The organism is Lichenicoccus roseus, assembly GCF_005844085.1.
GTDB lineage: Bacteria > Pseudomonadota > Alphaproteobacteria > Acetobacterales > Acetobacteraceae > Lichenicoccus > Lichenicoccus roseus.
In genome coordinates this window covers 83,386-96,525 of sequence record NZ_VCDI01000008.1, presented here as the reverse complement: position 1 = coordinate 96,525, position 13,140 = coordinate 83,386, and the positions used below count along the sequence as shown (strand labels likewise).

Genomic DNA, 13,140 nt, shown 5'->3' with positions numbered 1-13,140 from the left:
TTATGATACCATCTTGCAGTAAACCTAAACATTCTGTTCGCCCTTGAAGGATTTGGATGGCATTGAGGCCAAGACTGGCAGTCAACAATATCCCAGAATGATGCATCGGCATTATATCTCCTCATCCATTCCCAGTGAGCTTTTAAGGCTGTCATGACTCTTCTTAGTGCTGGGCAGATGGGGCCAACCTTTACGGCGAGACGGTCGAGTGGCCGCATTTAATGTGTTACGGCCGACCGATCGATGTCGCCGCCATGGTGACCTCGATCAAGCAGCCTAATCGAGGAAGTGGACCAGCCTCCGAGATGCTGATGCGGGCGTCGTGCAACCGGGCAATGGCTCCAACCAAGCTTAGGCCGAGCCCATTGCCAGCAATATGTCGGCTCTTATCAGAACGGTAGAAGCGGGCAAGCACTGCTACGCGCTCCGCGGGCGCTATGCCGGGCCCGGTATCAGCGACATGCAGGACAGCGTTCGTGCCACTAGTCTCGGCGCCAACCTCAACCCGGCCGCCTTCGGGCGTGAACTTGATGGCGTTGTCGATCAGGTTGGCCAGCAGCTCGATGAGCAAGTCACGGTCGCCGTGCACGCGGACCGGTTCGCAATCGACTACGACCAGGGCGATCTGCCGGGCTTCCGCGATAGGCTCGTAGAGGTCGAAAATGTCTGCGACGAGCTCGTCTAGGGCCACGGTTGCAAAGGCTGCCCGTCGGCGTCCATTCTCGATCTCTCCGATCCGCAGCAGTGCGGTGATGACGGCGAAGCACTGGTCGAGGTCGATGATGGCTCTCTCGATGGCCTCGCCCATGAATTCGCCGCCCTCAGGCGAGCTACGGGCGCGCTCCAGCCGGGTGCGGACCCGCGCCAGGGGCGTTCGCAGGTCATGAGCGATGTCATCCCCCACGCCTTTGATTTCGTCCACCAGGTACTCGAGCCGGTCGAGCATGCGGTTCACGCTCCCTGCCAGCCGGTCGAGGTCGTCTCGCTCACGCCCCGCTGGTAGCCGCTCATGCAGGTCGCCGCTCATGATGCGATCGATAGCCCGGTGCATGATCCCAACCCGAAGGAGCGCACGGTGACTGAGCCAGGCGCCACCGGCTAACGCAACCAGGATTGAGGGCACGGCGCACAGCAGGAGCGCCCTCAGCACCACGCTGCGCACCTCCTCGAGGTCGCGTAAGCCCCGCGCCAGCACCAGGATGTCGCCGTTGCGTAAGCGAAGAGCCTGGGCTCGTACGGAGCGCGGTCCCTGCCCAATCGGGTTTACCACCATCTGGCGCACCGGGCCGTCCGGCTGCAGCCCCTCAGGCCAGACCGGCAGGTTGCCGTTCAGCACCCGGTGCTGCGCGTCAAACAGACCGGCGCCGGGGATGAGCAGGTGCAGGTCGTCCGAGGCTCGCATGCGCAGCTGCTGGTCGAGCACCGGGCGGCTTTGCGCCGTAATCAAGGCGGCCTCCCGGGACAGCATCAGGTCGGTCCGCATAATCTGGTAGCTGGTGGTCTGCCAGAAGATCAGGGCTGACTGCAGCAATAGGGCTGCGGCCAGAAACCCGGCGGAGCCCAAGGACAAGCGGAAGGTGCCGGTGCTGAAGATGGAGCCCGGCGTAGACATCCGTGGCATCAGAGACGTCAATTGCTGATGCGGAGCATGAATCCGGCACCCCGGATGCTGTGGATCAAGGGCGCCTCCCCTGGAGCATCCACTTTACGGCGCAGTTTGCCGATATGCACATCAACAAGATTGGTTTGCGGGATGAAGCGGTAATGCCAGACATCCTCGAGCAGCATGTCCCGGGTCAGTATGCAGTCGGGGCGACGGAGCAAATACTCCAGGAGCCGAAACTCTCTGGGCAGTAGTTCGATTAGGCGATTGCCGCGCAGAACGGTGCCGTCAATCAAATCCATAACGATCGGGCCAACATGTAGAACACTCTCGCGGGCCTCGATCGGCCGACGGAGCAACGCTTCCAGGCGAGCCGCCAGCTCCGCCAGAGCGAAGGGCTTGGTCAGGTAGTCGTCACCGCCTGCCTTGAGTCCGCTGATACGGTCATCAACGGCTGACAACGCGCTTAGCACCAAAACAGGAGTGCGACTTCCTTGCCGACGTAACTGCTCGATCAGGGCAAGCCCGTCGAGACCCGGCAGCATCCGGTCCACGACAAGAACGTCGAAGTTGCCACTGGTCGCGCGCTCGAGCCCCTCCGGACCCGTGCCAACGACGGTGACTACGAAGTCGCGGACACCAAGGTCCTCCGCAACGTCCAACGCAAGCTTGCCGTCATCCTCAATCAGAAGCACCTGCGGGCCCGTCATGCGCGGCATGTTAGGCGTCGGCGCTTGGCCAGCGGTTATCATCACGGGCATGCGGCCCGGATCAAGAGCCGTGTCCACGGGAAGGTGAGGGCACAGATCCGAGGTTCTTGACCCTCCGACATGACCGTCACCGGGCTCGACACCCTTCCAAGGCCGGGCTCCGTCAAGAGGTCAGTTGCCTTGAACAGCATCGGACAGTGAGACTCCCGTTTGCAGCATCGACGACCGTCTCGCTACTGCACCGCAAGTGGGAGTCCAATTAAAACCGATTTTACAAAACGGTTACAGCCTGTCGTGAGGCTGGAGCGTAGTATTCATCACGTACCCCAAGAGTAGCACAAACTACCGCGACGGAATTAAGGAGGCAGCTTAGGTGGCCAGCTGGGGTACGAGAGGACGGCAACCGGATCTCTCGATTGCATAAAGCAAGCCACGCAGTCGTCAAGCGCCTGGTCTCACAGAATCGCCTACTCACAGTCAAGAACAAGATCTGAACCCTCAGGAGTGTAATTCTATGAAGACACGTATCATCTCGCTCACACGACTGGCCGTCGTGGGCGCTCTTGCAGCCAGCATGGCAACCGTCCCAACAGTACTTTGCGCTCAGACACTCGACCACGGCGTGGGCGAGCAACCGAGCCGGGATCTCTCGGTTCCCCCGGGCTCCGCACCCGAAAACCAGCTGGGCGCGATGCGCAAAGCCTTCAGCCCGCAGGATCAACATGCGCAGGCCAATCAGACCTCAAGCGGCAGGATGGCGCAGCAGAACGCTTCACGGCCGCCGCAGTAGCCTGCACCTAAGTGGCTGATCGATGGGTAGGCATCTTTGGTCAGCCACACGGTTCCATCCCGCCCGGAGTTGCATCCTGTCATGAAGATTCTACTGGTGCTCGCCTCAATCGCTTCGCTGGCCGTCCTCGCGGGCTGTGAAAGCTATCATCCTCGGCAAATCTCTAACGAGCAGCTGAACAATGGGATGCCGCCGCTCACCGGCGTCCTTCCAAACGGGGTAATGGAGGACTCTGCAACGAAGTGAGGTAATTGTTGGCATCACAAAACGCAGGATGACACGGCCAAAATAGCTGCGAAGTAGAATGCGGATTGGGCGATACAGACACTGCGGTAACGCCTACGATGGTCTTGTTGCGGCGTAGACGTGCGCAACTCTCTATCAAAATTAGAGTTGAGCTCCACGCCATTCTATTCTCCTGTTCTCCCATGCCTAGAAGGTAATTCGGCCGGTCAGGATCCACGCGTGGTTGTATGCCGGAGTCTGCTCTGTGGTGACGACGTATCTGGGGGTGACCGCGAACTGATAGCCGCCACCGATGATGGCCTTGATACGCTTATGAATGACAAAGCGGCCAAAGATGACCCCAGGTGTCAGGAGCAGCTGGTTCTTGCCGCCGCGTTCCTTACCGTCGATCCAGTAGGTGTCGTTGAGTTCGAATTCGGGCCAGATGTAGGTGAGTAGATGATACTGAAGGGCAATGTTTGTCGCGACTGCCTTGCCCAACTGGTTGGTGTGCTGGAATGGTACAGCTATACCGCTAGTGGCCTGGACGTCAAAGTTACCCCAGCCTTTTCCTCCAGCGATGGTTGGGGTGACAATCCAGGTCTTGTTGGTAAACGCAGCATTACCCGACGCCGCCGTGACGCCAAGGAAGGCTGTCACGATGTAGTTCCCGTTCTGCTCGTTGGCGCTGAGCAGGCGCTGCTTGACCACCAGAAATTGGTCATCAAGCCAGCCGTTCGCTGGAGATGATGTGTTGCCTTTGTACTGGTAGGCGGGTGGGTTGATCAGGATCTCGTTCGTTTCGGTTGGGATGAGCTCCAGGCCTTTGTTGTTGTCGAAAATGTCCAGGGTCGAGCCATTGCCTCGTCGCTCCCAAAGCTGGTCATAGCGGACCTCCTGCTCAAGGCGAGGTGTCACAGTCACAACCGGCGTCATCCAGTGGGGCTGTTCATCCTGGGCTCGGCTTGCTCGATCCATCCAGTCCTCAAAGTAGCCGATGATCCCATCACCCTGAGGTTGCTGAGCAGAGGGTGCCGAGACGGCTGAGCCGTCAGGCCCGGCGGCGGGATCAGACGTGGTAGCTCCCACGGGCGCGGGAGCAGCACTGGGCAACGACAGCTGCGGTTTCGGTACCAGGGCTGGGTCGGCCTTTGCCCAGGGCGAAAGCCCAACGCACACCGCGGTTGCGGAGGCCAACCTTGCGAGCGATTGAGCAGTCTTCATGCGCACCTCCTATCCCGGGCGCGCTATATCTGCCTAGATATAACGAGGCCGCAAGGCCGCCTACCAAGGGAGGCTTCGTCTGATGTGACATTCTGCCAGGGTGTAGCTTGCAGGTCGGGAAGCTTGGCTCCCGCGGGACGGGTGGCTGGCGCCGAAGGGCGCGCATCATCAGACGAAAGCAGCCGATACTAACAGCTCCACCCGTAATTCCGGTCCGGGGCCTTCCGCGGCCCGGCCAAGGCATACGCCCCGGGCGCCTATCCCCTGACGCCTCTGGGCCGCTCGGACGGGTCCAGCCGCTGGCGTGGGACGAACTCAGTCAGAAGCGCCATACCTGCTCACTGAAGGCGGCCTTCCCCAAGAGACTTGAGCCGTGGCCACCTTTGTGTCTATATGTGGCCACATGGACTGGAGGGGTTGGCATGGCTGAAGATCTGGCAGCAGCTCACCAGACGCAGAACATAGTTGAGGATCTCCGCCTGGTTGTCGACGCTGCGGCCAGCGAGCAAGAGATTGAGTCTGCCATACGTAGTCTTCTCTTGAGGATCGAGCCGAATACCGTGCGCAGTTTCCGGGACCACGTCGCTGCCCTCCTGCGGGAGGCGAGGGCTGGCAAGGTAAGCGTCGTCGGCGGGACAGTCGCTGATGACCGGGTTGTTCTTATTTCGGCTCGGCAGCTTGCGTCGATAGTCGCCATTGCGCGTAGGCCGCGCTCGTTCGCGGAGGCTCTTGCCGCGATGCCGGATTTCGTCGGGATTAAGGAGCCAGTTCAGATGGCGCAACGTAGACGAGGGCGCCAGGCCTACCAGATTGGGAAAAAGGGTTCTGAAAGGGTTCCTGGCGTCTGATGTATCTCCTATCTACACAGGCGACCCTGGACGCTGCTGCGGGGATGTCTGGACGACTTGCCACCGTCGAAGCCGCCGATATCCACCTGAGCGTTATCTCCGCCGCCAGGGCCAAGTCCGAGATATCGCAATCCAAGGGGGCTAGCGATTATCTACGAAACCTGCGCCGCTTGGTCTCCTTGGTCAAAAGTCACGGCCACCTCATTCCGGTCGATGAGACAGTCGCCGATCGATGGGCCGAACTGCTTTCTACAGACCTGCAAGTGACCGAGAACGGCTTGAACGTCGCCCTCGACGACGACAACCGGCTTGTCGTGGCGACCGCTCTAGTCTTCAACCTCATACTTCTTGAAGCCCCGCAGCCCTATCACGGAACGCTATCGCTATCGGCTCTGGCCCTTTGAACCAAAGGCAGCAGATTCTTGCCCTGTCGGGCGGGGGATATCGCGGCCTGTTCGCCGCCAGTATCCTTGAGGAACTAGAAGCCCGCGCTGGCTGCCCCCTAAAGTCCAGGTTTAACGTCCTCGCTGGAACCTCTATCGGTGCTCTGTTGGCGGCGGGCATCGCCTGCGGCGTTCCCGCGTCGAAGATGGCTGCGGCTTTCCGCGGCCACGGTGAGCAAATCTTCGACCGAAGCGTCTGGATCCTCGGCCGAAAAATGCCGTGGAACCGCACTGCGCTGGGATTGGTCCGCAGCCGTTACTCCCCGGTGGGGCTAGAGGCCGTTGCAAGAAAGATACTTGGGCCCGCGGCGGATGCCCCGATTCGCGACCTTGCGATGCCGCTGCTCGTAGTCGCGACAAACCGTCAACATCGGCGGGCGGCCATTTTCCGGTCGTGGGAAGGCCCCGCTGCGGAATTCGCCAAGGCGACCCTTCTTCAGGCCGTCATGGCATCCGCAGCCGCGCCGACATACTTTCCGGATCAGCGAGTTTGCGGTTCCTCCCTGATCGACGGGGGGATCATCGCCAACGCGCCAGACCTTATAGCTTTGATTGAATGGATAAGCTTCAAAGGCGCGCTAATCGAAGAATGCGACATCCTGAGCCTGGGTACGGCGGGCGGAGTAAGACGTGGCTCGCCTCAGGCACAGACTGGACATGGCACCTTGGGTTCAATGCTTCCGACAAGGTTCGGGGGACTAGACCTGTTCGGTGTTACACTTGCCGCTCAACAGGAGCTGACTATCGAGGCGTGCGCAAAGCTCCTCGGCTCCAGACACGTCCGAATTGACGTCACCCCGACGGAGAAAGAAGAAGCAATCCTTGGCCTGGACCGCACGGCTCCGAACGCCACCGACCTACTGGATACCCTGGGAAAGAGGGCGCTACTTCAACTCCGGGTCGACCAACAACTAGTCGTGTCAGGGATGCTACGGAGTGAACCTAAGACAACTACTGTGTAGCCATGGTTCGAAGCCAGCTTCTCGGCGGACCAGCGTTGTAGAACCTAGGGTGCATAGCCATTCGTAAGCAATGGCGGTCCTTCTTGGCCTGCTGGGGGCGGGGCGTTGGTCACCGGCCCGCTATAGCTGGAGCAGGCCCCAAGGCAGAGGCACGCTAGCACAATTCTCAAAAGGATAAGGGTCGGGTCTGGCAGACGATTGGTCTTAGACAATGTTCTCATCCTCTAGCTGGCCATCCGAGCTCCAGAAAGCGCCTCGGCCGTCTCGCTAGCAATAGACCTTCCTTTTACCTCAAAAGTCTTGCGCCGCTCCTCCACCCGACGGCTGGACCCTGTTTGGGGATCCAGCCGCAGCGCGTCTTCCCCGCAGTCGTGCCGAGTGCTCAGAACAGCTCGATATGTGACTTGAAGCCAATCAGAGCAGCGCTGGGCAGTTGTGCTTCGGCGTTCGGGCGGATGAAGTACTGGAAGTCCGGGGCGAACGTGACGCCGCGGAACACATGGATCTGGTAGTTGACCTCCAGGTTGATGGAGTGGGTCTGTATCCCGGCAGCATTCGGCACCCCTCCGAAGCTACCCGTGATGGGCAATCCAAGTTCCTCTTCTTCGCCCTGCAGCTTCCCGAGCTGGCCAGAGACGGTTTGATAGGCAAACAGCACCCCAATGGTGTCGAGCGGGCGGGCCTTCCAGAAGTCTCGATCTATACCGGCCAGAATGAATTGGTCGGCTCTGAGAGAGTAACGGGGGTCGTTATGGACATAGTCACCCGTCACGATAATGCCGTCGGTCGCACCTGGCCCCTGGCGGACCAACATCTGGTCGAACTGCGCCCAAGCCTGAGTGCCACCCTTGCGCGACTCTGGGGGCAACGTCGGAAGCTCCCAGGTGTCGTGGTTGGTGTTCTCATACATGGCGCCAATTTTGTAATGGCCCGGGAGCTTGTCACGGCCGAAGGTGGGTTCGTAACCGGCTTCGATGGGAAAGGCCTCGCCATCGATGTGTGACGAATCCAGATGGAAGCCTGACCTATAGCCGTTGGTCGCGCTATAGGTGTTGTTCTCGGTGAAGTAGATACCCGACTGAACGTAGATGTTCGAGACAGGCCTGACGCGGAAGCGTGTGAACCACTGCGCATCTGGGTACGACGCATTGGCCGTGTTGTCAGTGACCCCTTTCGGATTGCCGCAGAGAGAGTTGTTCATGAAGTTACAGTTCAGGGGATTGGAGTCGAAGTCATTCTCCATCGGCGCACGCCCAGCTGCGATGTTGACCCGTCCATGGGCCAACGTCTCTTCGGCGTAGAAGAAGACTAGATGAACAGCGACGTTACCACCGGCACCATAGATTTCCTGGCTCTGATTGAAGCCGTTATCCCCGAAGAGGTTGCCAGCAAGATTGCCGTAGCGGCCGACAGCGATTGCATGTGTCTGCAGCCCAGGTATCCCGGCGAGAATGTTCCAATCCTGGTCCCATTCGAGCGCATACTGGCCGGTGTTGGTGGAGCCCTGATGCGGCCCGCTGACGACGCCGAGAAACTCGTTTGTGTTGTCGAGAAGGAGCGCCGTCCCGTAATGCTGCAGGTAGTCGTTGACCTGTGGAACGAGTGCCTCTGGCTTAGGTAGCGGTGGCGCTCCGAAATCCGAGTTTGGGGTTATATTTATCTTCGAACTCGCGAACGTTCCAGTTCCAGTGTCGAGCTGGGCAAACGCTGGCACTGCAGCAAAGCTCAGCATGACGGTGCTTGCAAGCAACACACGTCCACGGCTGCGAGGTGGAAGGCTCCAAAGACTTAACATGAACGTATCCCCCGGCAAGTCTATTTTGACTCTTACCAACCAACCGAGAGCTGTGCCCCGGTTGGACAAACATCACCTGCCCACCTCCAGGTGCCCGATAGCAGTCTTGAGAGTGTCTACTGCTCAAGACTGGAAGGCGGCCATGAGCGCTCCGTCACATGTCACCGATCTTCCGTCAATTAAAAATCGTTCTTGTTGGCCGCGACGTCTGCCTGCTCGCTTGGGGCTGCTGAGTGGCATGCTCGTGTCGAGAACATCAAATATCAAGCCCGCTCAGGAAGTAGACCCTCGAACTGGCCTGCTGACCGGAACAGCAGACCTCATCAAAGCGATTTCTGTGACAGCCGCTTAAAAAGGATTTTAAGAACCCGTTACAAACAGCAGATAGGTGGGCACGATATACAGCTTTGTGGGAGCTTGAGTTGACTAGGTGCGAGGCGCAGCTTGTTCGCTCACTATAATCGAACCGTATCAGCGCCCATCGCAGTCAGCTAGGCTTCAGGCTCTATAGCGGGATCCCCACTAGGCGCCGTCTGTGATTCACTCCCTGCGTTGTGGGAGCCACGAATGGCTACTGAGTTCTGGCTAAGCGGGCGGCAGTGGAAGCGTCTGGCATCGCTGTTGCCGCGTAAGTCGCGCGGCGTGCCGCGGGTCGATGACCGCAGGGTGATCAGCGGCATTGTGCACGTGCTGAGCGTTCGGGAGATTGCCCGGCGCACGGGCCATTCTCGGAACACAGTCGAGCGTCATCTCAAACGGGAGGGCCCCGCGCTTTACACGGCGCGGCCCGCTGTGCCGGGCAAGCTGGATGCCCACAAGGCGTTCGTGTCGGAACGTATGATCGCGGCGCATCCGGAGCGGCTGCAAGGCACGGTGCTGCTGGGCAACTTGCGGGCACGGGGCTACACGGGCGGGATTACCATCCTGCGAGAGCACCTCGCCACGCTGCGGCCCGTCTTGCCGATTGAGCCGGTGGTGCGCTTCGAGACGAATCCTGGCCGACAGATGCGGGTGGACTGGGCGGTGATCCGGCGCGGAGGCGACCCGCTTCGGCGTTCGTCGCTGTATTAGGTTACAGCCGAACGGCCAACGTGCAGTTCGTCACCGACGAGCGGCTCGAGACGTTGATGGCGTGCCACGAGGCGGTGTTCGCGTTCATCGGCGGCACGCCGCACGAGGTGTTGTACGACAACATGCGCACCGTTGTGGTCGGCCGTGACGCGTATGGCCCAGGCAAGCACCGGCTGCAGCCCGGTTCCGCGACTTTGCCCATCATCACGGCTTTCTGCCGCGGCTGTGCCGCCCTCACCGGGCTCAGACCAAGGGCAAGGTCGAGCGCTTCATTCACTACCTGCGCCACAATTTCTGGGTTCCGCTGGACAGCCGGTTGCGCCCGCTCGATCTCAAGGTGGATCCGGCGACGGCCAAAGTGGAAGCACGCAAATGGCTGCGCGACACGGCCAACATGCGGGTGCACGGGACGACGGACCGCATTCCGTCAAAGCTGCTCGGCGAGGAGCAGGGCTCCCTGCTGCCGCTCGCCGCCCTATGGCAAGGCGAGGTGCCGCGCCCGGCAGCGGTCGCGCAAGCCAGCAGAGGGCATGCGGAGAGGATGACGATCCAGCATCCGTTGAGCGTCTATCAGCGGCTGCTGGTGCCACAGGGGGTCGGGTGAACCTCCAGCACGAGCGTCTGTCGCATCTTTGCACGGAGCTGCGGCTCAGCGGCGTGGCGGTCGAGTATCCGGCAGCCGCCCAGAACGCGGCCGAGACCGAGGTGTAGTTCATGGACGTCCTGGAGACGGTGCTGCGCGGCGAGCTCGACACCCGCCGGGCCCCGGCTCGCACGATGCTGGCACGGGTGGCGGGCTTCCCGGCGATCAAGACGCTCGACCAGTTCGACTTCGAGTTCGCGGTGGGCGCGCCGCGGCAGCAGATTCAGCAACTCGCCGGAATGAGCTTCATCGAGCGAGCGGAGAGCGTGATCCTGCTGGGCCCATCGGGCGTGGGAAAGACGCATCTGGCGATCAGCCTGGGCTATCTGGCGACGCAGGCGGGGATCAAGACGCGGTTCGTCACCGCGGCCGACTTGGTGCTGCTGCTGGAGGTGGCGCAGCGGCAGGGTCGCTTGAAGGAGGCGCTGCATCGGGCGGTGTCGACGTTGGAGGTGATCCCGCGCCAGTGGATCGTGGTCCATTACGTCCGCGAGAATTTTACTTGCCGCGAATGCGCAAAGGTCAGCCAGGCGCCAGTGCTCTCCGACGTCACCGCCCGTGATCGGGCCGGTCCGAGCCTGCTGGCGATGATCATGTTCGAGTGATCCTGCCCGCATCAGCCGCTGAACCGGCAAGCAGAACGCTATGGCCGGGAGGGCGTCCCCCCCAGCCCCTCCAGCCTGCTGTGCCGTGCTGGAGCCGCTCCTGCGACGGCTCGAGGCCGATATCCTTACGGCTGCACGTCTGCACAACGACGACACCATCCTACCCGTGCTCGCCCGTGGCAAGACAGATATCGCGGGATGTTTTGTCTACGTACGCGCCGACCGGCCCCTCGGCGGCCACGCACCACCCGCTGCGATGTTCCACTACTCGCGCGATCGCGGCTCACAGTACCCGCAGGCCCACTTGGCCGACTATGCCGGGCTGCTCCAGGCGGACGCCTGTGGCGGCTACGGCAAGCTCTACGACCCTAGCGCAAACCAGGCCCGCTCTTTGAGCGGCGTGCTGGGTGCATGCGCGGCGGCCAATCGTCGAACTGGCCGATGTCGAACAGAGCGCCCGCCGTCGATCACGTGGCGAGCCAGCAGGCGCCATCTTGCCGATTGCGCTCGAAGTAATACGTCGCATCGATGCGCTGTTCGAGATCGAGCGCGCGATCAACGGGCAATCGGCTGAGCATCGTAGGGCTGTCCGCCAGGAGCTGAGCGCGCCATTGGTCGCCAAACTCGAGACCTGGATGCGCGAGCAGCGCCCGAAGCTCTCGCGCGGCACCGACCTTGCCCGCGCGATGGACTGCATGCTCAAGCGCTGGACATCGCTCTCGCGTCTTCTCGACGATGGATGGATTTGTTTGTCGAACTACGCGGCGGAACGAGCACTTCACGACATCGCTCTAGGTCGAAAGTCCTGGCTGTTCGCAGGATCCGGTCGCGGCGGTCAGCGGGCGGCGGCGATGTATTCCCTGATCGTCACGGCCAAGCTGAATGATGTCGATCCACAGGCGTGGTTCGCCGAGGTGCTCGCTCGCATTGCAGAGGACCCGGTTCAGAGGCTCGACGAGCTTCTCCCTTGGAACTGGCAGTCGCGCTCAGTCTCCTGCAGCAAGGCCGCCCGAACCACCCTGCCGAGTCAGCACCGCTGCCTCACACACGCGCGATGTCGGGCTCGCTACGGACCTCACCGCATGCTCGCGGAAGCTCAACACGGAATCGGAGTGCATCAACCGGGCATACGACAAGAGGTCTAGCTGACCAACTGGCTCCGGCCGGAACTTGAACGCCAACGTCTTGCGTAGTTGTTAGGTGTCAGTGGTATCGATCCCCGGCCCCAGGATTTGATACGGCCGCCCCCACCCCGGGGCCGACCAAGCAGGCCGGCCGCTCCGCTTGATGGATGCCAGTCAGGCGGTCTGGGCAACACCGTTGGAGAGCGATCTGCCATGGACTCGATTCGTCGAGCGAAACAGGAACTTATAGCTTCAGAAGCGAAACGCTAGACCACTGTAGATATTGAGCGCGGGCGTGTAACGGTTCAGCCCAGCATTTGCGCCGACATCCAGCTGTACATCCTTAGCAACAAGGTATGCGAATCCGTAATCGAACGTCACGAACGGGCTGCCCGCCGCACGACCTGCGAATGTCTGTGTATAGAGTTCGACAAAGCCCGACAGCGCACCGGCGATCTGCCGCCCAAGGTTTACGACACCAATGAAGCTCGCCTGTTGACCGCTGGTCTGGCTCGACTTCAGTTCGGCCAGCTCAGGCTCAACGGTGAGCTGCAGATGACTGGGAAGCGTCACCAACATCGGCATGTTGATACCCCCTTCCACCTGCCCATCCCCAATCGGTATCGGCGCGGTAGGTATCTTGACGTACGGGATGACCGCGAACGCAACGGGGCCGCCGTCATCGCCGGTAAGGCTGAACTTCGCCTTCACGATCGTGTCGCCATAACCCGCCGATGACACGGCGTTGCTGCGCTGCGTGATCAGGCCCCCGATCGACAGCCCGATGTCGATGCGGTTCGTGAGGCCATATATGATCGTCGGATCAAGGGTTTGAAGAACCTCTCCGGGATGCGTGTAGTTCGCAAGATCGGTCTCGACCTGGATAAAGCCGATCGGCACGGTAAATGGCGAGTCGCTCCGGCTCGGTCGGTTTGGCGCAAAATCTCGTACTTCGTCAGCATAAGCCGGACTGCTGGTTAGGGCCGTCCATGCTATGAACGCGGCCCCCGCGACTATGACCATCTTGCCCACTGTCACCATCGCCTGAAGACCATCCAAGTCATCGCCATCGGCAGGCGGAACAGGCAGCCCATTCC

General features: G+C 60.9%; 12 protein-coding genes and 3 pseudogenes. 10 read left to right on the top strand and 5 right to left on the bottom strand.

Going from position 1 to position 13,140, the window contains the following annotated elements:
- Positions 1-226 precede the first annotated feature (226 nt).
- A complete protein-coding gene (locus tag FE263_RS18410; protein WP_138327498.1) occupies positions 227-1,612 on the bottom strand; it encodes a sensor histidine kinase in 1,386 nt (461 codons plus the stop codon).
- A gap of 17 nt (positions 1,613-1,629) precedes the next feature.
- A complete protein-coding gene (locus tag FE263_RS18405; protein WP_240759902.1) occupies positions 1,630-2,322 on the bottom strand; it encodes a response regulator transcription factor in 693 nt (230 codons plus the stop codon).
- A gap of 505 nt (positions 2,323-2,827) precedes the next feature.
- Here FE263_RS18405 and FE263_RS18400 point away from each other — a divergent pair.
- The gene (locus FE263_RS18400; protein WP_138327497.1) at positions 2,828-3,103 is read left to right on the top strand and encodes a hypothetical protein; all 276 of its coding nucleotides are present in this window, start codon (positions 2,828-2,830) and stop codon (positions 3,101-3,103) included.
- Between the two features lie 81 nt (positions 3,104-3,184).
- The gene (locus FE263_RS22240) at positions 3,185-3,349 is read left to right on the top strand and encodes a hypothetical protein (protein ID WP_171034205.1); all 165 of its coding nucleotides are present in this window, start codon (positions 3,185-3,187) and stop codon (positions 3,347-3,349) included.
- Positions 3,350-3,535: 186 nt separating this feature from the next.
- On the opposite strand, the gene FE263_RS18395 is transcribed toward FE263_RS22240, so the two are convergent.
- Positions 3,536-4,552, bottom strand: a complete 1,017-nt coding sequence (locus tag FE263_RS18395; RefSeq protein ID WP_138327496.1) for a hypothetical protein — start codon at positions 4,550-4,552, stop codon at positions 3,536-3,538.
- A gap of 422 nt (positions 4,553-4,974) precedes the next feature.
- Between FE263_RS18395 and FE263_RS18390 the strand changes: the two genes are divergently transcribed.
- Genes FE263_RS18390 through FE263_RS18380 form a run of 3 tightly spaced genes read left to right on the top strand, consistent with a single transcriptional unit; the run spans position 4,975 to position 6,805 of the window.
- Complete coding sequence (locus FE263_RS18390; protein WP_138327495.1) at positions 4,975-5,400, top strand: hypothetical protein; 426 nt, start codon at positions 4,975-4,977, stop codon at positions 5,398-5,400.
- Complete coding sequence (locus FE263_RS18385) at positions 5,400-5,804, top strand: type II toxin-antitoxin system VapC family toxin (protein ID WP_138327494.1); 405 nt, start codon at positions 5,400-5,402, stop codon at positions 5,802-5,804. Before FE263_RS18390 ends, FE263_RS18385 begins: the two co-directional genes overlap by 1 nt.
- Complete coding sequence (locus tag FE263_RS18380) at positions 5,801-6,805, top strand: CBASS cGAMP-activated phospholipase (RefSeq protein WP_171034204.1); 1,005 nt, start codon at positions 5,801-5,803, stop codon at positions 6,803-6,805. Before FE263_RS18385 ends, FE263_RS18380 begins: the two co-directional genes overlap by 4 nt.
- A gap of 382 nt (positions 6,806-7,187) precedes the next feature.
- On the opposite strand, the gene FE263_RS18375 is transcribed toward FE263_RS18380, so the two are convergent.
- Positions 7,188-8,555: a carbohydrate porin gene (locus FE263_RS18375; protein WP_240759901.1), complete on the bottom strand. Its 1,368-nt coding sequence runs from the start codon at positions 8,553-8,555 to the stop codon at positions 7,188-7,190.
- A gap of 612 nt (positions 8,556-9,167) precedes the next feature.
- Here FE263_RS18375 and FE263_RS22655 point away from each other — a divergent pair.
- From FE263_RS22655 to FE263_RS22985, 5 genes and pseudogenes are all read left to right on the top strand, one after another.
- Positions 9,168-9,293, top strand: a pseudogene (locus tag FE263_RS22655) (IS5/IS1182 family transposase); the annotation flags it as partial.
- Positions 9,267-10,275: pseudogene (istA, locus tag FE263_RS22425) on the top strand (IS21 family transposase). The pseudogenes FE263_RS22655 and istA, both read left to right, overlap by 27 nt.
- Before the next feature lie 110 nt (positions 10,276-10,385).
- Positions 10,386-10,919, top strand: coding sequence for an ATP-binding protein (locus FE263_RS22650; protein ID WP_138327492.1), 534 nt, complete (start codon positions 10,386-10,388; stop codon positions 10,917-10,919).
- A gap of 40 nt (positions 10,920-10,959) precedes the next feature.
- Positions 10,960-11,698: pseudogene (locus tag FE263_RS22990) on the top strand (IS66 family transposase); the annotation flags it as partial.
- Between the two features lie 72 nt (positions 11,699-11,770).
- Positions 11,771-12,064, top strand: coding sequence for a transposase domain-containing protein (locus FE263_RS22985; RefSeq protein ID WP_408886218.1), 294 nt, complete (start codon positions 11,771-11,773; stop codon positions 12,062-12,064).
- 231 nt (positions 12,065-12,295) lie between these two features.
- Here FE263_RS22985 and FE263_RS18350 read toward each other — a convergent pair whose 3' ends face one another.
- On the bottom strand, positions 12,296-13,102 hold the full coding sequence (locus FE263_RS18350; protein ID WP_138327489.1) for a transporter: 807 nt from the start codon (positions 13,100-13,102) through the stop codon (positions 12,296-12,298).
- Positions 13,103-13,140: the final 38 nt, after the last annotated feature.

Coding starts and splice junctions, on each gene's coding strand:
- FE263_RS18410 (WP_138327498.1), bottom strand. CDS start 1,612: ATGTCTACGCCGGGCTCCATCTTCAGCACCGGCACCTTCCGCTTGTCC.
- FE263_RS18405 (WP_240759902.1), bottom strand. CDS start 2,322: ATGCCGCGCATGACGGGCCCGCAGGTGCTTCTGATTGAGGATGACGGC.
- FE263_RS18400 (WP_138327497.1), top strand. CDS start 2,828: ATGAAGACACGTATCATCTCGCTCACACGACTGGCCGTCGTGGGCGCT.
- FE263_RS22240 (WP_171034205.1), top strand. CDS start 3,185: ATGAAGATTCTACTGGTGCTCGCCTCAATCGCTTCGCTGGCCGTCCTC.
- FE263_RS18395 (WP_138327496.1), bottom strand. CDS start 4,552: ATGAAGACTGCTCAATCGCTCGCAAGGTTGGCCTCCGCAACCGCGGTG.
- FE263_RS18390 (WP_138327495.1), top strand. CDS start 4,975: ATGGCTGAAGATCTGGCAGCAGCTCACCAGACGCAGAACATAGTTGAG.
- FE263_RS18385 (WP_138327494.1), top strand. CDS start 5,400: ATGTATCTCCTATCTACACAGGCGACCCTGGACGCTGCTGCGGGGATG.
- FE263_RS22650 (WP_138327492.1), top strand. CDS start 10,386: ATGGACGTCCTGGAGACGGTGCTGCGCGGCGAGCTCGACACCCGCCGG.
- FE263_RS22985 (WP_408886218.1), top strand. CDS start 11,771: ATGTATTCCCTGATCGTCACGGCCAAGCTGAATGATGTCGATCCACAG.